Annotated in this window: 15 protein-coding genes; 9 read left to right on the top strand and 6 right to left on the bottom strand. The window is 68.7% G+C overall.

The window, feature by feature from the left end; genetic code table 11:
• Window positions 1-191: 191 nt before the first annotated feature.
• Complete coding sequence (locus AC07X5_RS08590; RefSeq protein WP_494769781.1) at window positions 192-1,046, bottom strand: SDR family oxidoreductase; 855 nt, start codon at window positions 1,044-1,046, stop codon at window positions 192-194.
• A gap of 88 nt (window positions 1,047-1,134) precedes the next feature.
• On the opposite strand from AC07X5_RS08590, the gene AC07X5_RS08595 reads away from it, so the two are divergent.
• The 3 genes from AC07X5_RS08595 to AC07X5_RS08605 are packed head-to-tail and all read left to right on the top strand — an operon-like array spanning window position 1,135 to window position 2,577.
• Window positions 1,135-1,614: a winged helix-turn-helix transcriptional regulator gene (locus tag AC07X5_RS08595; protein WP_494769782.1), complete on the top strand. Its 480-nt coding sequence runs from the start codon at window positions 1,135-1,137 to the stop codon at window positions 1,612-1,614.
• A 25-nt stretch (window positions 1,615-1,639) separates the two neighbouring features.
• Window positions 1,640-2,140 (top strand): GNAT family N-acetyltransferase, encoded by a 501-nt coding sequence (locus tag AC07X5_RS08600; protein ID WP_494769783.1) that lies wholly within the window; start codon window positions 1,640-1,642, stop codon window positions 2,138-2,140.
• A gap of 32 nt (window positions 2,141-2,172) precedes the next feature.
• Window positions 2,173-2,577: a YybH family protein gene (locus AC07X5_RS08605; RefSeq protein WP_494769784.1), complete on the top strand. Its 405-nt coding sequence runs from the start codon at window positions 2,173-2,175 to the stop codon at window positions 2,575-2,577.
• A gap of 11 nt (window positions 2,578-2,588) precedes the next feature.
• Here the strand turns inward: AC07X5_RS08605 and AC07X5_RS08610 are convergent, their stop codons facing one another.
• From AC07X5_RS08610 to AC07X5_RS08630, 5 genes are read right to left on the bottom strand one after another with little or no spacing between them, the layout of a single operon-like run.
• A complete protein-coding gene (locus AC07X5_RS08610; protein WP_494769785.1) occupies window positions 2,589-3,452 on the bottom strand; it encodes an isocitrate lyase/PEP mutase family protein in 864 nt (287 codons plus the stop codon).
• A 31-nt stretch (window positions 3,453-3,483) separates the two neighbouring features.
• A complete protein-coding gene (prpF, locus tag AC07X5_RS08615) occupies window positions 3,484-4,674 on the bottom strand; it encodes a 2-methylaconitate cis-trans isomerase PrpF (protein ID WP_494769786.1) in 1,191 nt (396 codons plus the stop codon).
• Between the two features lies 1 nt (window position 4,675).
• The gene (acnD, locus tag AC07X5_RS08620; RefSeq protein ID WP_494769787.1) at window positions 4,676-7,279 is read right to left on the bottom strand and encodes a Fe/S-dependent 2-methylisocitrate dehydratase AcnD; all 2,604 of its coding nucleotides are present in this window, start codon (window positions 7,277-7,279) and stop codon (window positions 4,676-4,678) included.
• Between the two features lie 35 nt (window positions 7,280-7,314).
• On the bottom strand, window positions 7,315-8,469 hold the full coding sequence (prpC, locus tag AC07X5_RS08625; RefSeq protein ID WP_494769788.1) for a bifunctional 2-methylcitrate synthase/citrate synthase: 1,155 nt from the start codon (window positions 8,467-8,469) through the stop codon (window positions 7,315-7,317).
• Window positions 8,470-8,509: 40 nt separating this feature from the next.
• Window positions 8,510-8,887, bottom strand: coding sequence for an acyl-CoA thioesterase (locus tag AC07X5_RS08630; RefSeq protein WP_409956973.1), 378 nt, complete (start codon window positions 8,885-8,887; stop codon window positions 8,510-8,512).
• Between the two features lie 121 nt (window positions 8,888-9,008).
• On the opposite strand from AC07X5_RS08630, the gene AC07X5_RS08635 reads away from it, so the two are divergent.
• The 6 genes from AC07X5_RS08635 to ligA all read left to right on the top strand — a co-directional run bounded on the left by AC07X5_RS08635 (window position 9,009) and on the right by ligA (window position 21,392).
• Window positions 9,009-10,469, top strand: coding sequence for a short-chain fatty acyl-CoA regulator family protein (locus tag AC07X5_RS08635; RefSeq protein ID WP_494769789.1), 1,461 nt, complete (start codon window positions 9,009-9,011; stop codon window positions 10,467-10,469).
• Window positions 10,470-10,647: 178 nt separating this feature from the next.
• On the top strand, window positions 10,648-13,815 hold the full coding sequence (locus AC07X5_RS08640) for a bifunctional diguanylate cyclase/phosphodiesterase (RefSeq protein WP_494769790.1): 3,168 nt from the start codon (window positions 10,648-10,650) through the stop codon (window positions 13,813-13,815).
• A 197-nt stretch (window positions 13,816-14,012) separates the two neighbouring features.
• Window positions 14,013-17,537, top strand: a complete 3,525-nt coding sequence (gene smc, locus AC07X5_RS08645; RefSeq protein ID WP_494769791.1) for a chromosome segregation protein SMC — start codon at window positions 14,013-14,015, stop codon at window positions 17,535-17,537.
• A 60-nt stretch (window positions 17,538-17,597) separates the two neighbouring features.
• Window positions 17,598-18,719, top strand: coding sequence for a cell division protein FtsZ (locus tag AC07X5_RS08650; RefSeq protein ID WP_494769792.1), 1,122 nt, complete (start codon window positions 17,598-17,600; stop codon window positions 18,717-18,719).
• Window positions 18,720-18,751: 32 nt separating this feature from the next.
• Window positions 18,752-19,288, top strand: coding sequence for a hypothetical protein (locus tag AC07X5_RS08655; protein ID WP_494769793.1), 537 nt, complete (start codon window positions 18,752-18,754; stop codon window positions 19,286-19,288).
• Window positions 19,281-21,392 (top strand): NAD-dependent DNA ligase LigA, encoded by a 2,112-nt coding sequence (ligA, locus tag AC07X5_RS08660; protein WP_494769794.1) that lies wholly within the window; start codon window positions 19,281-19,283, stop codon window positions 21,390-21,392. The genes AC07X5_RS08655 and ligA overlap by 8 nt, the downstream gene beginning before the upstream one ends.
• The last annotated feature ends 59 nt before the right edge of the window (window positions 21,393-21,451 follow it).

The raw sequence follows: 21,451 nt of genomic DNA on the forward strand, positions 1-21,451 counted from the left end.
GACAGTGAAACGACTTTGCGCCGATGATAGTGCGGGTTCCCGTGTGAAAGTAGGTCATCGTCAGGCTCTTACAGCCCTCAAAACCCCTCAGTTCGTTTGAACTGAGGGGTTTTGTCTTTGGGGCGACCGAAAACGCGAATTGCCTCGAGAGCGCGCGAAAAAGGGGGGCGTTGGTTTGGCCCCTGCACCCATCAGCCCTTGAGCGCTGCGGTCACCGTGACCGCCAGCGGCGTCGTAGCCCGGCCGATCAGCTGGCTGAGCTGGTGGCCATCGTCGAACAGCGCGCCCTTGGCCGCTGCGGCGTCGGAGTCGGCCAGCAGGGCGGCAAAGCCCGCCGGCAGGCCCACCTGCACCAGCGCCGCCTGGTAATCGGCCTCGGGCAGGTCCTTGTAGATGACGGGCTTGCCTGACTGGCGTGCAATCTCTGCAGCCAGATCTGCCAGGGTGTAGGAACTGTCCCCCGCCAATTCGTACACGCGGCCCGCATGGCCTTCCGTGGCCAGCACCACTGCGGCGGCCTCGGCATAGTCCACGCGCGCGGCCGAGGCGATGCGGCCATTGCCCGCGCTGCCCAGCACGGCACCATGGGCGAGCGCTGCAGGAACGCTGGCCGTGTAGTTTTCCGTGTACCAGCCGTTGCGCAAGACCACAGTGGGCAGGCCCGATGCGCGCAGCAGGGCTTCGGTTTCGACATGCTCGGCGGCCAGCCCCAGCAGGGAGCTGTCGGCCCGCAGCACGCTGGTGTAGGCCAGCAATTGCACCTTGGCACGTTGGGCGGCGTCGATCACGGCCTTGTGCTGGGCCGTGCGCTGGCCCACTTCGCTCGATGAAATCAGGAGCAGCTTGCTCACGCCCTGGAGCGCTGCATCCAGCGTGGCGGGCTGGGTGTAGTCGGCCTTGCGCACCTGCACGCCCAGGGCGGCGAGGTCCTGCGCCTTGTCGGGGCTGCGCACTGCAGCGACGATTTGCGCGGCCGGCACGGTCTTGAGCAGGGACTGGATGACGAGGCGGCCGAGCTGGCCGGTGGCTCCGGTGATGGCGATCATGTGAAAAACCTTGGTTGGAAAAGAAAGAGGAGGCAGAATAGCGGGCAAGCTAACTTTTCGTAAGTACGTACATAAAGGTAAGTACCCCATGCCCGAACACTCTTTGCCCATCTTCGCCGAGGCCCACGCCAGCGAAGGCATCGCCGAGAAACTGCAGCGGGGCCAGCTGTTTTCACCTGACTGCCCCTCGCGCGCGGTGCTCCAGCATGTGACCAGCCGCTGGGGCGTGCTGGTGCTGGTGGCCCTCTTGGCCGGAACCCACCGTTTCAGCGACCTGCGCCGCAAGGTCGGCGGCGTGAGCGAGAAGATGCTGGCCCAGACCCTGCATTGGCTGGAGAGCGATGGTTTTGTGCTGCGCGTCTCGCACCCCGTGGTGCCACCCCATGTGGAATACAGCCTTACGCCCATGGGCACCGAGGTGGCGCGCCAGGTCGAGGGCCTGGTGGACTGGATCGAGGGCAATCTGCACCGCATCATGGACAAGCACCGTGCCGATGCGACGGGTGCCATCGCCGCAGCCCCACCCGCTGATCTGGCCGCCGGCTGGGTGTTCTCGGCAGCGCTGTAGACTGGCTGCAAGGAGGTCTGGTCTGATGGGTGTGTTGATCGAACCGGTGGCACCAGCGCATTTCGAAGGGTTGTGGCGCGCGCTCGACGTGGTTGCGCGCGAGAAGCGCTTTCTGGCTTTCACCGAAGCACCGCCCTGGGAGTCTTCGCGGGCTTTTTACGAGCACATCGTCGCCAACGACCAGTGCCAAGTGGTGGCGCTGGCGGGCAATCAGGTTGTGGGCTGGTGCGACATCCTGCCCGGCGTGGGACAGACGCGGGCGCATGTGGGCACGCTGGGCATCGGGCTCATACCCGCTGCGCGGCACCGCGGCATCGGTGCGCAATTGATGCGTGCTGCCATCGATGGCGCCTGGGCCCGGGGGCTGACCCGCATCGAGCTGAGCGTGCGCGCCGACAATGCCAACGCCAGGGCTCTGTACGAACGCCTGGGCTTCGAGCTGGAAGGCGTTCGCCGCCGGTCGGTGCGGGTGGATGGTGCGTACCACGATAGCCTGGCCATGGCGCTGCTGCGTGACGGAATCTGAGCCAGGCCGTGGACCTGCAGGAGAGAATTTTTATGCCGAGCGATGAAGATCAGATCCGCCAGTTGGTCGCTACCTGGATGTCCGCCACCAGGGCCGGCGACACCGAGGCCGTGATGGGCCTGATGACCGAGGACGTGGTTCTCCTCATGCCGGGCAGGGCGCCCATGTCCAGAGCGGATTTCCGGGCCGCCATGCAGAGCCAGGCTGACAATGCGGGTCCCCGGGTGGACGGCAGCAGCGAGATCCAGGAGGTGCAGGTGGCAGGAGATTGGGCGTTTGCCCGATCGCAGCTCATGGTGACCGTGACGCCCCGTGATGGCGCTGCGCCCATCGTGCGTGCGGGGCCCGTGCTCAGCGTGTTCCGCAAGGAGCAGGGGCGCTGGCTGCTGGCGCGGGATGCGAACATGCTGGTGGTGCAGTCGGCCTCAACAGCCTGATGCCGTTGCGGTCACCGGTACTTCTGCTCCAGCGCATCCCATTCGCTCTTGCGCACCAGCCGCTGGCGCTCCGCGAACGGTGCCACCAGGGCCGGGTCCTCGTCGATGCGTTGGGTCTCGCGCAGCACGGTCAGCGCCTTCTGCATGCCCGCGACCGCGCCCTGCAGCGCGGCGTTGGCATAGAGCACGATGCCATAGCCCAGGCCGGCCAATTCCTCGGCGCTGAAGATGGGGGTCTTGCCGCCGATCACCATGTTCATGAGCTGGGGCCTGTCGGCCAGGCGCCGGGGCAGGGCGCGGATTTCTTCGGCCGTGGTCACGGCCTCCACGAACTGGATGTCGGCGCCGGCCTCGCCAAAGCGCTGGGCGCGCTCCACGGCGGCCTCGAAGCCCTGGGTGGAGCAGGCATCGGTGCGCGCCAGGATCAGGGTGTCGGGGTCGCGGCGGGCGTCCACGGCGGCTCTGATCTTGCCCAGCATCTCCTCGGTGCCGATGACCTCCTTGCCATTGAAGTGGCCGCAGCGCTTGGGGCTGACCTGGTCCTCGAGCTGGATGCAGTCGGCGCCTGCGCGCTCCAGCGTGCGCACGGCGTGGTAGGTGTTGAGCGCGTTGCCGAAGCCGGTGTCGGCGTCCACGATCAGCGGCAGGTCCACCGCGTCGCGGATGCGCGCCGTGTGGTCGGCGATGTCGGTCAGGCCCATGAAAGCCTGGTCCGGCAGGCCGAACCACATGTTGGTGACACCGGCCCCGGTGACGTAGATGGCCTCGAAGCCCAGGTCGGCCACCACGCGGGCCGACAGGGCGTTGAAGGCACCGGGGACGAGGACGCCGCGGCGCGACTCGGCCAGGGCTTTGAGGGTTTTGCGGGTGGACATGGGTGCAGGTGGAATGGTCAATGGATCGGGTTCAGAAGGCGTCGCCGGGGATGTGCACCCAGCCGCTCATGAGCACGCGCGCGCTGCGGCCCATCAGGGCCTTGGTCACCGTCCATGCACCGTTGGCCTGCGTGGCCTCGGCACCCACGCGCAGCGTGCCCGAGGGGTGGCCAAAGCGCACGGCGCTGCGCTCGCCGCCACCCGCAGCCAGGTTCACCAGCGTTCCGGGAATGGCCGCGGCGGTGGCGATGGCCACGGCCGCCGTGCCCATCATGGCGTGGTGCAGCCGGCCCATGGACAGGGCGCGCACCAGCAGGTCCACATCGGTGGCGGCCACGGCCTTGCCACTCGATGCGGTATAGCCGGCCGGCGGCGCGACGAAGGCCAGCTTGGGCGTGTGCTGGCGTCGCACCGCATCGTCAACCGAGGCGATCAGCCCCATGCGCATGGCGCCATGGGCGCGGATGGCCTCGAAGCGCGCGAGCGCGGCGGGGTCGCCGTTGATGGCGTCCTGCAGTTCGGTGCCGGTGTAGCCGATGTCTGCGGCGTTGACGAAGATGGTGGGGATGCCCGCGTTGATGAGGGTGGCGCGCAGCGTGCCCACGCCCGGCACGGCAAGCGCGTCCACCACACTGCCGGTGGGGAACATGGCACCGCCCGCGCCGTCTTCGTCGGCGGCCGGGTCCATGAATTCGAGCTGCACTTCGGCCGCAGGGAAGCTCACGCCGTCGAGTTCGAAATCACCGGTCTCCTGCACGGCCCCGCCAGTGATGGGCACGTGCGCGATGATGGTCTTGGCGATGTTGGCCTGCCAGATGCGCACCGTGGCAATGCCGTCGTGCGGAATGCGGTCCGCATCCACCAGGCCGTTGGCGATGGCGAACGGCCCCACGGCGGCCGACAGGTTGCCGCAGTTGCCGCTCCAGTCCACGAAGGGCGTATCGATGGACACCTGGCCGAAGAGGTAGTCCACGTCATGGTCCGCCCGCGTGCTTTTGGCGAGGATCACCACCTTGCTGGTGCTCGACGTGGCGCCGCCCATGCCGTCGGTCTGCTTGCCATACGGGTCGGGGCTGCCGGCCACGCGCAGCAGCAGCGCATCGCGTGCGGCGCCGGGTGCCTGGGCTGCTGCGGGCAGGTCCTGCAGGCGAAAGAACACGCCCTTGCTGGTGCCGCCGCGCATGTAGGTGGCGGGGATCTTGATCTGGGGTGGGTGGGGCATGTTAGGCAACCGGTGTCGGGGAGGTGGACGCAAGAAAGTCCTGGGCGAAGCGCTGCAGCACACCGCCGGCCTCGTAGATCGAGACTTCCTCGGCAGTGTCCAGCCGGCAGGTCATGGGCACATCGATGCGCTCGCCATTCCTGCGCCGCACCACCAGCACCAGGTCGGCGCGCGGGCGGCGTTCGCCCACCACATCGTACGTCTCCGTGCCATCGATGCCGAGGGTCAGGCGGTTGGTGCCGGGCTTGAACTCCAGCGGCAGCACGCCCATGCCGATCAGGTTGGTGCGGTGGATGCGCTCGAAGCCCTCGGCCGCGATGGCTTCCACCCCGGCCAGGCGCACGCCCTTGGCTGCCCAGTCGCGCGAGCTGCCCTGGCCGTAGTCGGCGCCTGCGATGATGATCAGCGGCTGGCCGCGCTGCATGTAGGTCTCGATGCCCTCCCACATGCGCACGACCTGGCCTTCAGGCTCGATGCGGGTGAGCGAACCCTTCTGGACCTTGCCGTCGACCACGGCCATCTCATTGACCAGTTGCGGGTTGGCGAAGGTGGCGCGCTGGGCCGTGAGGTGGTCGCCGCGGTGCGTGGCGTAGGAGTTGAAGTCCTCCTCGGGCAGTCCCATGCGGTGCAGGTATTCGCCGGCCGCGCTGTCCGGCAGGATGGCGTTGGAGGGCGAGAGGTGGTCGGTGGTGATGTTGTCGGGCAGCAGGGCCAGGGGGCGCAGGCCGGTGAGGGTGCGCTCGCCGGCCAGCGCCCCTTCCCAGTACGGGGGGCGGCGGATATAGGTGCTCTCGGGCCGCCAGTCGTACAGCGGGCTCACGGCCTTGCCGGCATCGGGCTGCAGCGCGAACATGGGTTCGTACACGCGGCGAAAGTGCTCGGGCTTGACGCTGTGCGCAACGATGGCATCGATCTCTTCGTCGTTGGGCCAGAGGTCCTGCAGAGTGACGGAGCGGCCCTGGGCGTCGGTGCCCAGCACATCCTTTTCGATGTCGAAGCGCACCGTGCCCGCGATGGCATAGGCCACGACCAGCGGCGGCGATGCGAGAAAGGCCTGTTTGGCATACGGGTGGATGCGCCCGTCGAAATTGCGGTTGCCCGAAAGCACCGCGGTGGCGTAGAGGTCGCGCGCGATGATCTCCTGCTGGATGGCCGGGGCCAGCGCGCCCGACATGCCGTTGCAGGTGGTGCAGGCAAAGGCCACGATGCCAAAGCCCAGTTGCTCCAGCTCGGCCAGCAGCCCGGCCTCTTGGAGGTACAGCTGCACGGCCCTGGAGCCGGGCGCGAGGGACGATTTGACCCAGGGCTTGCGCACCAGGCCGCGCGCATTGGCATTGCGCGCCAGCAGGCCGGCGGCGATCACATTGCGCGGGTTGCTGGTGTTGGTGCAACTGGTGATGGCGGCGATGATGACCGCGCCATCGGGCATCTGGCCCGGGGTTTCCGTCCAGGGGGCGGCAATGCCGCGCGCCGCCAGGTCCGCCGTGGGCAGGCGCTTGTGCGGATTGGACGGCCCTGCCATGCTGCGCACCACGCTGGACAGGTCGAACGACAGCACGCGCTCGTACTCGGCCGTGGCCAGGGCATCGGCCCACAGGCCCGTCTGCCGGGCATAGGTCTCCACCAGCCGCACCTGCTGCGCCTCTCTGCCTGTGAGGCGCAGGTAGGCAATGGTCTGTTCGTCGATGTAGAACATCGCGGCCGTGGCGCCGAACTCGGGCGCCATGTTGGAGATGGTGGCCCGGTCGCCCAAGGTCAGCGCCGAGGCGCCGGCACCGAAGAACTCCAGGTAGGCACCCACCACCTTCTGCTGGCGCAGGTACTCGGTCAGCGCCAGCACGATGTCGGTCGCGGTGATGCCCGGCTGCGGCCTGCCGGTGAGCTCCACGCCCACGATGTCGGGCAGGCGCATCCACGAGGCGCGGCCCAGCATCACGCTCTCGGCCTCCAGCCCGCCCACGCCGATGGCGACCACGCCCAGCGCATCCACATGCGGCGTGTGGCTGTCGGTGCCCACCAGGGTGTCGGGGTAGGCCACGCCGTCCTGCGCGTGCACCACGGGCGACATGCGCTCCAGGTTGATCTGGTGCATGATGCCGTTGCCCGGCGGAATCACCTCGACGTTCTGGAACGCCTTTTTCGTCCATTCGATGAAATGGAAGCGGTCCGCATTGCGCCGGTCCTCGACGGCGCGGTTCTTGGCAAAGGCCTCGGGGTCGTCGCCGCCAAACTCCACGGCCAGCGAATGGTCCACGATGAGCTGGGTGGGTACCACGGGGTTGACCTGGGCCGGGTCGCCGCCCCTGTCGGCGATGGCATCGCGCAGGCCGGCCAGGTCCACCAGCGCCGTCTGGCCCAGGATGTCGTGGCAGACCACGCGCGCCGGGAACCACGGAAAATCCAGGTCGCGGCGACGCTCGATCAACTGGCGCAGAGAGGCGTCCAGCGTGGCCGGGTTGCAGCGGCGCACCAGGTTCTCGGCGTGCACGCGCGAGGTGTAGGGCAGCCTGGCCCAGGCGCCGGGCGCGAGGGCGTCGACGGCTTCGCGGGCATCGAAGTAGTCCAGCGCGGTGCCGGGCAGGTTCTTGCGGTATCTTGTGTTCATGGACGTGGGGCGGGGCGGTTCGCTTCCTGTCGAATCTACTTGCGCTCGCCGATGGGCACGAAGGCCAGGTCTTCCGGGCCGGTGTAATGGGCGCTGGGGCGGATGATCTTGTTGTCGATGCGCTGCTCGATGATGTGCGCCGCCCAGCCGCTGGTGCGAGCGATGACGAACAGCGGCGTGAACATGGCCGTGGGCACACCCATCATGTGGTAGCTCACGGCGCTGAACCAGTCGAGGTTGGGGAACATCTTCTTCACCTCCCACATCACCGTCTCCAGCCGCTCGGCGATGCCGAACATCTTGGTGGTGCCGGCGTCCTCGGAGAGCTGGCGCGCCACGCGCTTGATGACCTCGTTGCGCGGGTCGCTCACGGTGTAGACCGGGTGGCCGAAGCCGATCACCACCTCCTTGGCCTCCACGCGGCGGCGGATGTCGGCCTCGGCCTCGTCGGCGCTGTCGTAACGTTTCTGGATCTCGAAGGCCACCTCGTTGGCCCCGCCATGCTTGGGCCCGCGCAGTGCGCCGATGGCACCGGTGATGCACGAATACATGTCGCTGCCCGTGCCGGCCACCACGCGGGCGGTGAAGGTCGAGGCGTTGAATTCATGCTCGGCATACAGGTTCAGCGAGGTGTGCATGGCGCGCTCCCACGCGGCCGGTGGCTTTTGGCCGTGCAGCAGGTGCAGGAAGTGCGCGCCGATGGAGTCGTCGTCCGTCTCCACCTCGATGCGCCGGCCCTGGGTGGACCAGTGGTACCAGTACAGCAGCATGGAGCCGAGCGATGCCATCAGCCGGTCGGCGATGTCGCGCGCGCCTGGCGTGTGGTGGCCGTCTTTTTCTGGCAGCACGCAGCCCAGGGCGGACACGCCGGTGCGCATCACGTCCATGGGGTGGCTGCTGGCGGGCAGTTGCTCCAGCGCCTCCTTCACATTGGCGGGCAGGCCGCGCAGGGCCTTGAGGCGGGCCTTGAAGGCGCGCAGTTCGGCGGTGGTGGGCAGCTTGCCGTGCACCAGCAGGTGGGCGATCTCCTCGAACTCGCAGACATCGGCGATGTCGAGGATGTCATAGCCGCGGTAGTGCAGGTCATTGCCTGTGCGGCCCACGGTGCACAGCGCCGTGTTGCCGGCGGTCACGCCCGAGAGGGCGACGGATTTCTTGGGCTTGAAGCCGGTGGCGAGGGTGTCGCTCATGGGGAATGTCTCCTGGTGGGCCATTGGAATGGGAAAGGGGTCAGATGCGCCTTGGACGGCCTGTGCCGTCCACCGCCACCATTTCGAAGGCCCCGCGCAGCGCAGGCTGGTGCTGGCCGGTGTGCAGGTTCTCGGCACTGCCGTGGACTTCAACGGTCATCGAACTGGTGCCGGTGCGCACGACTTGTGCGGTCAACTGCAGTGCCTGGCCCTGGGGCACGGGCGCGATGAACTGCACCTCGCTGCAGCGCGCCATCACCACTGCGCAGCGCGCATGGCGGCTGGCCGTGACGAAGGCCGCCTGGCCCATCAGCAGCAGGGCCTGGCCGCCGAACAGCGTGCCGTAGTGGTTGCTGCGCTCGGGGAACACCACTTCCGTGAAATGCATGGGCTGGTGCAGTGCGCTGGGTTGTTGCATGATTCGCAATGTACGCAAAACCTTTCCGCCGATACAGGACTGAATTGGCGAACGATTGCGAACAGGAAAGGCATGAATTGCGAATTTTGCGAATAAATCCGACCGCGAAAGTGGCCCTGCCGTGAAGAAGACCTTCATGGGTGTGCGCCTGCGCCGCCTGCGCGAGGAGCGTGGCATGACGCAGATTGCGCTGGCGCGCGCGCTCGAACTGTCGGCCAGCTACCTCAACCAGCTGGAGCAGAACCAGCGCCCGCTCACGGTGCCGGTGCTGCTCAAGATCAACGCCGTGTTCGGTGTGGACGTGCAGCGCTTTTCCGACGACGACGAGGCGCGCCTGATCACCGGCCTGCGCCAGGTGCTGGCCGATACGCCGGCCGGGCCGGGCGCCGAGCGCGAGGCCGTGTCGCTGGCCGAGATCCGCGAGCTGGCCTCGGGCATGCCCGCCGTGGCGCGCAGCCTGCTGGCCTTGCACCAGCGCCATCGCCAGGCGCTGGAGCGGCTTGACGCGCTGAGCGCCCAACTGGGTGACGGCCGCAGCGGCGCCCTCGCCAGTGCCGGCCACCAGCCCATGGCCTATGAGGAGGTGCGCGATTTCTTCTTTGCCCGCCACAACCACATCGCCGAGCTGGACGACGCGGCCGAGCGGCTGGCGGGCGAGTGGGCATTGCAGTCCGGCCGGGCTGACGAGGGGCTGGCGCGCCGCCTGCTGGCTGCCCATGGCGTGCACGTGGCCACGGCCGCCGAATTGCCCGGCGGAGCCCAGCGCCACTATGACCCCGGCAGCGGCGTGCTGCAGCTGGCGCAGGGGCTCGAAACTGGGCAGCGTGCCTTCCAGATGGCGACGCAACTGGCCTTTCTGGAGATGGGGCCCGAGCTGCGCCGCCTGGCCGATGGGGCCGGGCTGTCGGGAGACCAGGCACGCGCGCTGGCGCGCATCGGCCTGGCCAACTATTTTGCCGGCGCCTTGCTGCTGCCCTACACCGCCTTCCTGCAGGCGGCCGAGGCGGTGCGCTATGACATCGACCGGCTGGGCCACCAGTTCGGCGTGGGCTTCGAGACCGTGTGCCACCGCCTGTCCACGCTGCAGCGGCCCAGCGCGCGCGGCGTGCCCTTCTTCTTCATCCGTGTGGACCGGGCGGGCAACATCTCCAAGCGCCAGTCGGCCACGCATTTCCATTTCAGCAAGATCGGTGGCACCTGCCCGCTGTGGAATGTGTACGAGGCCTTTGCCCAGCCCGGGCGCATCGTGCCGCAGCTGGCGCGCATGCCCGACGGGCGTGCCTACCTCTGGGTGGCGCGCACCGTCTCGCGCGGGCGCGGCGGGGCAGGGGGCTGGGGCGCGCCGGGAAAGGAGTTCTCGGTGGCGCTGGGCTGCGATGTGCGCCACGCTGCGCAGCTCGTGTACTCGCGCGGCCTGAACCTGGCCGACCCCGAGGCGGCCGTGCCCATCGGCATGGGCTGCAAGGTCTGCGAGCGCGAGGCCTGCCCGCAGCGCGCCTTTCCGCCCATCGGCCGGGCGTTGGATGTGAATGAGAATCGAAGCCGCTTTGCTCCCTACCCGGTGGCTGCCGGAGCACCGTGAAAATCCGCCCCCAGATGTTGCATAAACGGTACGTCGAAAACAGCGGTGCTGTTACAAGATGTGGCCCCATGCTTGCGGATGGAGGGTCTGAATCCCGCTATCCTCATGGGCTGTTGCGGCGGTGCCCTGGCTCGCCGTGTGCAACCCTGTCCGGCTATCGCTGACTACCCTGCTCTGAATGGCTCTGCTCTCCCTCAACGGCTTCTACCGGCATTGGTTGCCTGGCCTGGGTGTGGCTGCGGCCGGGTTGCTGCTGAGCTTCGGCCTGGCGCGGCAACAGGCCGACGCGGTCGATGCGGTCGCCAAGGCGCGCCTGACGCAAGAGACGCGGCTGTTCACCGATGCGCTGGTCCAGCGCATCGCCACCCACACCGAGATCGTGCACGGCCTGCGCGGGCTGTTCTCGGCCAACCCGGGGCTCACGCGCGCTGAATTCGAACGGGTGGCCAGTGAGCTCGACATTTCCGAGCGCTACCCCGGCGTGCGCAACCTGTCGTTCACGCGCCGGGTGACCCTGGCAGAGAAAGCCGATTACGAAGCGCGCGTGCGGGCCGACACCTCCATCAACCCGGCCGGCTATCCCGACTTCGTGATCCGCCCGCCCGGCGAGCGTCCGGAATACTTCGTGGCCGAGTACCTGTGGCCCATGCAGGGCAACGAGGCCGTGCTGGGCCTCGATATCAGCGCCCAGCCCACCAACCTGGCGGCCATGCAGTACAGCCGCGACAGCGGGCACACCGTGGCGTCGGCTCCGTTCGATCTGGTGCAGGAGCAGGCGCACCGCACGGCCTTCGTGATCCGCGTCCCGGTGTTCGACCGCTCCGGCGTGCCCGACCTCAAGCCCCAGGTCTTCATCGGGGCTGTGGCTGCCACCATCCGCGTCTACGACCTGGTGCGCTTCATGCGCGGCGAGGGCCTGCTCAACGGCATCTCCGTCACCATCACCGACCAGGGCTCCGCCCGTGCCGGCAGCACCGACACGGCGGTGCGCGTACTGCTGCCGCCCACCGCCGAGGCCATGCCCGGGGCTGCGGCCTACGAGCGCGACATCCTGGTGCACGACCGGCGCTGGCGCCTGGTCTTCATGCCCACGCAGTCCCTGCTGTCGCTGTCCGAGCGCAGCCTGCCCTGGGCGGCCGGCGGGGCCGGCGCCATCGTCTCGCTGCTGCTGGCGGCGCTGGTGACCCTGCTGGCGCGCCAGCGCACCCTGGCCCTGGCGCGCGCGCAGGTGTCCGACGAGGCCCGGCGCGAGAGCGAGGACCGCTTTCGCGCCCTGTTCAACCAGGCGGCCGTGGGCGTGGCCCAGACCGAAACCGCCACCGGCCGCTTCGTGCGCATCAACCAGAGATACTGCGACATCCTGGGCTACACAGTGGCCGAGATGCGTGCGCTGGACATCCAGGCTATCAGCCCGCCCGACGACCTGGCGCGCGACCTGGCCCAGCTCGAGCGGCTCAAGGCGGGTGAGATCAGCGAGTACCGCATGGAAAAGCGGTACCTCCACAAGAACGGCACGGAGATCTGGGTGGACCTGACCGTCTCGCCCATGTGGGCGCCCGGCGCTTCGCCCGACTTCCACATCGCCGTGGCGCAGGACATCAGCGAGCGCAAGCGCATGGAGAACACGCTGCGCGGCAACGAGGCGCACCTGCGCGGCATCCTGCAGCGCCTGCCCATGGGCCTGTGCCTGGTGCAGAAGGACGGCACCATCTCGTTCCGCAACGAGCGTTACCTGCAGATCTGCGGGTACACCCAGCAGGACGTTCCAAATGTGGACGTGTGGTGGGAGCGGGCCTACCCCGACCCCGAGGAGCGCGAGGTCATGCGCAACGCCTGGCGCGAAGAGCGCAAGCGCGCGGACGATGGCGACGGCGTCATCGCGGCTGCCGAGTACCGTATCCGCTGCCATGATGGCGTGGTACGCCCGGTGGAGGTGTCCGGGGTGCGCATCGGCGACGACCACCTGGTGACGCTGCAGGACCTGAGCCAGCGCAAGGCGGCCGAGGACGAGATCAAGAGCCTGGCCTACTACGACCCGCTGACCCAACTGCCCAACCGCCGCCTGCTGATCGACCGGCTGCAGCAGGCCCTGGCCACCAGCGCACGCCACCAGAGCCATGGTGCGCTGCTGCTGCTCGACCTGGACAACTTCAAGACCCTGAACGAGACCCAGGGCCACGACAAAGGCGATACCCTGCTGATGCAGGTGGCCAACCGCCTGCGCGCCTGCGTGCACGAGGACGACACCGTGGCGCGCCAGGGCGGCGACGAGTTCGTGGTGCTGCTCGAAGACCTGGGCGCCACACCCGAGGAGGCCGCCGCGCGCTGCGAAGAGGCCGGCCAGCGCATCCTGGCCGTGCTGCGCGAGCCCTATGCCCTGGGGCCCGAGGCGCACCACAGCTCGCTGAGCATGGGCGTGACCCTGTTCAGCGGCGTGCGCGAGACGGTGGACGAACTGCTGCGCCGCGCCGACCTGGCCATGTACCAGGCCAAGTCGGCAGGCCGCGACACGCTGCGCTTCTACGACCCGCAGATGCAGGCCGCCGTGAGCGCCCGCGCGGCCATGGAGCTGGACATGCGCGTGGGCATGGCCCAGGGCCAGTTCGAGCTGTACTACCAGGCGCAGATCGACCACGGCCGCATCACCGGCGCCGAGGCGCTGCTGCGCTGGCGCCATCCGCGCGATGGCTTCGTCTCGCCCGCGCAGTTCATCCCGCTGGCCGAGGAGAACGGCCTGATCCTGCCGCTCGGTGAGTGGGTGCTGCAGGTGGCCTGCCAGCGCCTGGCGCGCTGGGCGCAGGACCCGGCCCTGGCCGGCCTGGGCCTGGCGGTGAACGTGAGCCCGCGGCAGTTCCACCAGAGCGGCTTCGTGGCCCAGGTGCTGGCCGCGCTGGCGGGCACGGGCGCCGATGGCAACCGCCTCAAGCTGGAGATGACCGAGGGCCTGCTGCTCTCGGACGTGGAGGACACCATCGCCAAGATGGGCCAGCTCAAGGCCTACGGCGTGGGCTTCTCGCTGGACGACTTCGGCACCGGCTATTCCTCGCTGTCCTACCTCAAGCGCCTGCCGCTGGACCAGCTCAAGATCGACCAGAGCTTCGTGCGCGACGTGCTCACCGACCCCAACGACGCGGCCATCGCCCGCACCGTGGTGGCCCTGGGCACCAGCCTGGGCCTGCGCGTGATCGCCGAAGGCGTGGAGACCGAGGCGCAGCGCGAGTTCCTGGCGCGCAACAACTGCCACGCCTGGCAGGGCTATTTGCTCAGCCCGCCACTGCAGGTGGCCGAGTTCGAGGAACTGGTGCGCCAGAAGAATGCACCGCTGCGCCCGCCCGTGCAAAATTGATAGCTGCGGCGGCATGCCAGGCCAGCGATAGAGCCGGTATTTGTTAAATATTGCCGCTGGATGCGCGGCCAGCGGCCGGCAGGGCCTTTGGGCGGGCGGGAGGCCCCAGGCGGCGCGGTATCATCCCGCTTTACATTTGGCCGGTATTTTTCCGTCTGGCGCTCGTTCGCCGCCCATTTCCCGCCTGCCCCTGACACGTGCGCCTCACCTCCATCAAGCTATCCGGCTTCAAGTCCTTCGCTGAGCCCACCAACTTCATGCTGCCGGGGCAACTCGTGGGCGTGGTGGGGCCGAACGGCTGCGGCAAGTCCAACATCATGGACGCCGTGCGCTGGGTGCTGGGCGAGAGCAAGGCCAGCGAGCTGCGTGGCGAGTCCATGCAGGACGTGATCTTCAGCGGCACCACCACGCGCAAGCAGGCCAGCCGCGCCAGCGTGGAGCTGGTGTTCGACAACTCCGACCACCGCGCCGGCGGCCAGTGGGGCCAGTACGGCGAGGTGGCGGTGCGCCGCGTGCTCACGCGCGACGGCACCAGCAGCTATTTCCTGAACAACCAGCCGGTGCGCCGCCGCGACGTGCAGGACGTGTTCCTGGGCACCGGCCTGGGGCCGCGCGCCTACGCCATCATCGGCCAGGGCACCATCAGCCGCATCATCGAGTCGCGCCCCGAAGAGCTGCGCCTGTTCCTCGAAGAGGCGGCCGGTGTCTCCAAGTACAAGGAGCGCCGCCGCGAGACGGAAAACCGCCTCTCTGACACGCGCGAGAACCTCACGCGGGTGGAAGACATCCTGCGCGAACTCAACGCCAATCTCGAAAAGCTCGAAAAGCAGGCCGAGGTGGCCGCCAGGTACAACGCGCTGCACTCCGACGCCACGCTCAAGCAGCACCAGCTGTGGTTCCTGAAGCGCGCCGATGCCGAGGCCGACCAGGCCAAGGTGCGCCTGGATGGCCTGCAGGCCGTGAATGACCTTGAATCGCGCATGGCCGACCTGCGCGCGGTCGAATCGGACCTGGAGACCATCCGCCAGGCGCACTATGCCGCGGGCGACCAGGTCAACCAGGCCCAGGGCAAGCTCTACGAGGCCACGGCCGAGGTGGGGCGCCTGGAGGCCGAGATCCGCTACGTGGTGGAAGGCCGGCTGCGCGTGGAGCAGCGCCTGGTCACCCTGGCCGAGCAGATCGCCCAGTGGGCCGCGCGCAAGGAAGAGGCCGACATCGAGCTCGAAAACCTCGCCGGCGCCGGCGTGGACGCCGAGGAGCGTGCCGAGCTGCTCGCCGCCCAGGTCGAAGAGCAGGCCATGCAGTTGCCCGATCTGGAGGAGGCCCTGCGCCAGGCGCAAAGCCGCACCAGCGAGCAGCGCGCCAGCGTGGTGCAGGTGCAGCAGCAGATCGGCGTGCTGGCGGCCGAGCAGCGCAGCATCGATGAGCAAAGCCGCCAGTTCGACGGCCGCTACGAGCGCCTGCGCGCTGATCGCAATGCCCTGGCCGCACCCGACGAGGCGCGCCTGGCCAACCTGCAGGATCAGCTGGACGAGGCCAAGGAGCTGGCCGAAACCACCGAGGCCCGGCTGGCCGAGCTGCAGGAGGCCGTGCCCCAGCTCGACGACGACCGCCGCACCCGCCAGCAGGCCGTGAACAGCGAAAGCGCGCGCCAGGCCGACCTGTCGGCGCGCATGGAAGCCCTGAAGGCCCTGCAGGAAAAGGTCAAGACCGATGGCAAGCTGCGCCCGTGGCTGGCCAAGCATGGCCTGGATGGCCTGCAAGGCCTGTGGAGCCGCATCCACATCGAAAAGGGCTGGGAAAACGCCCTGGAAGCCGCGCTGCGTGAGCGCCTGGCCGCACTGGAAGTAGGGCGCCTGGACATGGTGCGCGGCTTCCTGGGCTCGGGCGGCACCGATGCACCCCCGGCCCGCCTGGCCTTCTACAGCATGCCCTCGGCAGGCACGCCCGAAGTAGCCTCGCCCCACGCGCGCCTGTCGGACCTGCTGCGCATCCACGATGCCGGCCTGCGCGCCGTGCTGGTCGACTGGCTTCAGGGCTGCTATACCGCGCCCACGCTCGATGAAGCCCTCAACCGCCGCGGCACGCTGCAACCGGGCGAGGTGGTGTTCGTGCCCTCGGGCCATGCCGTCAGTGCCCACAGCGTGAGCTTCTATGCCCAGGACTCCGAGCAGTCGGGCATGCTGGCGCGTGCGCAGGAGATCGAGCACCTCGAAAAGGAACTGCGCGCCCAGGCCCTGATCGCCGAGGAGTCGCGCACCGCCCTGGTCCGCGCCGAAGCCGCCTATGCCGACGCCTCGCAGCGCCTGGTGGGTGCCCGCCGCGAGGCCACCGAGGCCCAGGGCCGTGCGCACGAGCTGCAGGTCGAGACCCTGCGCCTGACCCAGCTGGCCGAGCAGACGCGTGCGCGCAGCGCCCAGATTGGCGCCGACATCGCCGAGATCGAAGCGCAATTGGCTGACCTGCAGGAGCGCCGCGTGGCGGCCGAGGCCCGCTTCGAAGAGCTGGACATGCAGCTGGCCGACAGCCAGGAGCGCGAGGCGCAGCTGGGTGACCGCGTGATCGAGGCCGAACGCAAGCTGGCCGCCTGCCGCGAGCAGCAGCGCACGCTGGAGCGTCAGGCCCAGGAAGCCACCTTCTCGCAGCGCAGCCTGGAGGCGCGCCGCGGCGAACTCAACCGCTCCATCGCCACCGCAGACCAGCAGGCCGCCTCGCTGGCCGACGAGCAGCAGCGCGCGCGCGACGAGCTGGCCCGCCTGTCCGATGCCGCCGCGCAGGGTGGCCTGCAGGCGGCGCTGGAAGTGAAGATGGAGCGTGAGAAGGCCCTTGCGGCCCAGCGCAGCGGCTACGACGACCTGACCGCCAAGCTGCGCGCCAGCGACGAACGGCGCATGCAGCTCGAACGCGCGCTCGACCCGCTGCGCGCCCGCATCACCGAATTCCAGCTCAAGGAGCAGGCCGCGCGCCTGGGCCTGGAGCAGTACACCACCCTGCTGGCCGATGCCCAGGCCGATCTGGAGGCGGTGGCACAGTCGATTGCCGAGGGCAATGTGCGTGTCTCCGGCCTGCAGGGCGAGATCGACCGCCTGCACCGCGAGATCGCGGCCCTGGGCGCGGTGAACCTGGCCGCGCTCGACGAGTTGAAGCTGGCCAGCGAGCGCAAGGTCTTCCTCGATGCGCAGACCGCCGACCTGACCGAGGCCATGAACACGCTGGAAGACGCGATCCGCAAGATCGACGGCGAGACGCGCCAACTGCTCTCGGGCACCTTCGACACCGTGAACGGCCATTTCGGGCGCATGTTCCCCGAGCTGTTCGGCGGCGGCCAGGCCAAGCTCATCATCACGGGCGACGAGATCCTCGATTCGGGCGTGCAGGTCATGGCCCAGCCTCCGGGCAAGAAGAACCAGACCATCCACCTGCTCTCGGGCGGCGAGAAGGCGCTCACTGCAATTGCGCTGGTGTTCGCCATCTTCCAGCTGAACCCCGCGCCGTTCTGCCTGCTGGACGAGGTGGACGCGCCCCTGGACGACGCCAACACCGAGCGCTATGCCAAGCTGGTCTCCAGCATGAGCAAGGGCACGCAGTTCCTGTTCATCAGCCACAACAAGATCGCCATGGAAATGGCCGAGCAGCTGATCGGCGTGACCATGCAGGAACAAGGCGTCTCGCGCATCGTGGCGGTCGATATGGAATCGGCGTTGTCCATGGCCGATGCATGACATGATGGCGCCGACATATTTTCATTGCCCTGGCTGCTGGAGCGGGCTGGAACAGGATCTATGAGCACATTGCAAGTGAGCCTTGCCATCATCGGTGGCCTGGTGCTGGCCCTCATCGTCGCCTACAACGCCTGGACGTCGCACCGCAACGCCCCGCGGCGCGCGTCGCCCGAGGAGCCCGAGCACGGGCCCGACCGTTCCGACCCGGCGCTGCGCCAGGAACCCGGCTTCGATGCCGGCGCGAGCCAGCTCACGGCGGCGGAGCTGGAGAGCCTGGACCGCGGCCCCGACCCCTCGGTGCACACGGTGGACGTGCTCGATTCGCTGCAGATGCCGGTGCCGCCGATGTCGCTGGAGCGCCGCCCGGGCCTGGACCCGCTGATCGACGTGATCGCCACCCTGCAGCCTGAGCTCATCGTCTCGGGCGATGCCGCGCTGGCCGCCATGCCGCCCACGCGCCGCGCAGGCAGCAAGCCCTTCGCCATCGAGGGCTACAACGAGGCCACGCAGCAGTGGGAGACACCGTCGCCCGGCCAGCGCTACCAGAGCTTCCAGGCCGGCGTACAGCTGGCTAACCGCATGGGCGCGCTCAACGAGATCGAGTTCTCGGAATTCGTGATGAAGGCCCAGTCCTTCGCCGATGCGGTGAACGCGGCCCCGGATTTCCCCGACATGCTGCAGGAAGTGGCGCGCGCGCGCGAGCTCGACCAGTTCGCCAGCGACCACGATGCGCAGCTGGCCTTCATGCTGCGCGCACGCCAGGCCGCCTGGAGCCCTGGCTACATCCACCAGAATGCCGCCCGCCTGGGCTTCGTGGCCGGCGCCATGCCCGGCCGCTTGGTGCTGCCCGCCGCCAGCGTGGGCCTGCCGCCGCTGCTCACGCTGGGCTACGACACCCAGGCCGCGCTGGCCGAGGACCCGGACCAGTCCGCCATCCGCGATGTGACGCTGAGCCTGGACGTGCCCCAGGTGCACCGCGGCGAGCAGCCCTTCACGCGCCTGCGCGAAGTGGCCACCGCCCTGTGCCAGGCCATGGATGGCGTGCTCTGCGACCAGAACGGCCACCCGCTGCCGGCCATGGCCATGGACCCCATTGGCGGCGACCTGGAGCTGCTCTATGACCAGCTCGACGGGCGCGAGCTGTCGGCCGGCTCGGTGCTGGCGCGGCGGCTGTTCAGTTGAGCGGCCGGAGTACGTGGCCAAAAGGAGCTTTCATGCGCTGGTGGCAGATGCTGTTTCCCCCGGTGGTGGAAACACCGCAAGGATTTTTCCGCCCGTCGAATGCCGTCCTCGACATCTGGCTGCCCGTGCTGGGCTGCCTGGTGGTCGCTGCAGTGACCTACCGGCAGTACCTGTCGTCAGGCAGGTTCAACTACTTCAGCCTGATGTATGTCGGGCTCTTTCTCGCGCCGGCCATCGCCGGCTGGCGCCAACGTCGCAGGTTCGGCCCCATGGGGAGGCCGCTGGTGCGCATCGACGACACCGAGGTCTTGCTGAGCCTGCCGATGAATGTGGGGCCAGGCCATGTGCAGGTGCCGCTGGCCGGGCTGCGAAAACTGGTCATCAAGGGCACGCCCGGCCAGCGCAGCTATGTGTTCGAGCGCCATGCGGGGGAGCCTACCGAAGTGCGCCCCGGATTTACGCGCGACGATGCACGCGTGGTCGATTTCCTGCAGCGCGCCATGCCTGCCAATATTCCTGTGGAGGTGCACGAGCCTCCCACTTTCCTGGGTGCCATCCGTGGTGACTGATTCTTCCCATGCCTCCGCAGCCGGCGCGCTGCCCCTGCAACCCGCCGAGGCCGCCGATGCGGTCGATGCGCTGCGTGCGCAGCTCAACCTCTGGGCGCACCAGTACTATGTGCTCGACGAGCCCACGGTGCCCGACGCCGAGTACGACCGCGTGTTCCGCGAGTTGCAGGCACTGGAGGAGGCCCACCCCGACCTCATGAGCCCCGACTCGCCCACGCAGCGCGTGATCGGCGCGGTGATGGACGGCCTGGCCCCGGTGCGCCATGCCGTGCCCATGCTCAGCATCCACACCGAGACCGACACCGAGGCCACGGGTGCCCAGGCCTTCGATGCGCGCGTGCGCCGCGAACTGGGCCTGGCCGAGTCCGACCCGGTGATCGAGTACGTGGCCGAGCCCAAGTTCGACGGCCTGGCCATGAGCCTGCGCTACGAAGGTGGCCGCCTGGTGCAGGCCGCCACGCGCGGCGACGGTGAGGTGGGCGAGGACGTGACGCACAATATCCGCCGCATCCGCCAGATCCCGCTGACCCTGCCGGCCGGCGTGCCGCCGCTGCTCGAAGTGCGCGGCGAAGTCTACATGCGCCGCGCCGATTTCGACGCGCTCAACGAGCGCCAGCGCGAGCAGGGCGGCAAGACCTTTGTGAACCCGCGCAATGCGGCGGCCGGCGCGGTGCGCCAGCTCGATTCGGACATCTCCGCCCAGCGCCCGCTGAGCTTTTTTGCCTATGGCCTGGGCGCCATCACGCCGCCCGGGGAGGGCGGCCCCGTGTTCGCCACCCACTACGACATGCTGCAGCGGCTCAAGGCCTGGGGCTTTCCGGTGGCGGCGCAGGTCACGGTGGCCCAGGGCGCGGCAGAACTGGTGGCCTTCCACCAGCAGGTGGGCGCCTCGCGCGACGCGCTGCCTTACGACATCGACGGCGTGGTCTACAAGGTCAACCGCCTGGACCTGCAGCGCGACCTGGGCTTCAAGACGCGCGAGCCGCGCTGGGCCGTGGCCCACAAGTACCCCGCGCAGGAGATGGCCACGCGCGTGGAGGGCATCGACATCCAGGTCGGCCGCACCGGCAAGCTCACGCCCGTGGCGCGCCTGGCGCCGGTGTTCGTGGGCGGCGTCACGGTGACCAATGCCACGCTGCACAACCTGTTCGAGATCCGCAAGAAGCAGGTGCGTGTGGGCGACACGGTGATCGTTCGCCGCGCGGGCGACGTGATCCCCGAGGTGGTGGGCGTGATGCCCGGCCAGCGCCCGGTCTATGTGCCCAACTTCCGCATGCCAAGGCAGTGCCCCGTGTGCGGCAGCGACGTGGTGCGCGAGCCCGGCGAGGCCAACCACCGCTGCACCGGCGGCCTGTTCTGCGCCGCGCAGCGCAAGGAGGCCATCCTGCACTTCGCGGCGCGCCGCGCCATGGACATCGAAGGCCTGGGCGACAAGCTGGTGGACCAGCTGGTCGAGTCCAACGTGATCCGCACCTTGCCCGACCTGTACCGCCTGGGGCTCACTTCGCTGGTGGCGCTGGAGCGCATGGCCGAGAAGTCGGCGCAGAACGTGCTGGCCGCGCTGGAGAAGTCCAAGGAGACCACGCTCGCGCGCTTCCTGTTCGGCCTGGGCATCCGCCATGTCGGTGAATCCACCGCGCGCGACCTGGCCAAGCATTTCGGCACGCTCGATGCACTGATGGGCGCCACGCTGGAGACCGCGGCCACCGTGGAGCAACTGCTGGAGGTGCCCGACGTGGGCCCCATCGTCGCGCAGAGCGTGCACACCTTCTTCCAGCAGCCGCACAACCGCGAGGTGGTGGAGCAGTTGATCGCCTGCGGCGTGAAGTGGCAGGAGCAGGCCAAGGGCGAAAAAATCCCGCAGGTGCTGGCCGGCAAGACCTTCGTGCTCACCGGCACCTTGCCCACGCTGGGCCGCGATGCCGCCAAGGACATGCTCGAAGCCGCGGGCGCCAAGGTCTCGGGCTCGGTGAGCAAGAAGACCAGCTACGTGGTGGCCGGCGAAGAAGCCGGCAGCAAGCTCGCCAAAGCCGAGGAGCTGGGCGTGCCCGTGATCGACGAGGCCGGCATGCTGGCCTTGCTGGCCGGCGGCGTGGCCGCCTGAGAACTTGCGCCGGCTTCCTGAGTCAGAGCGTGTTTCCCATCGGGCCGCCGCCGTGTTCC

This window comes from Acidovorax sp. GW458-11-26-14-TSB4 (genome assembly GCF_059423865.1).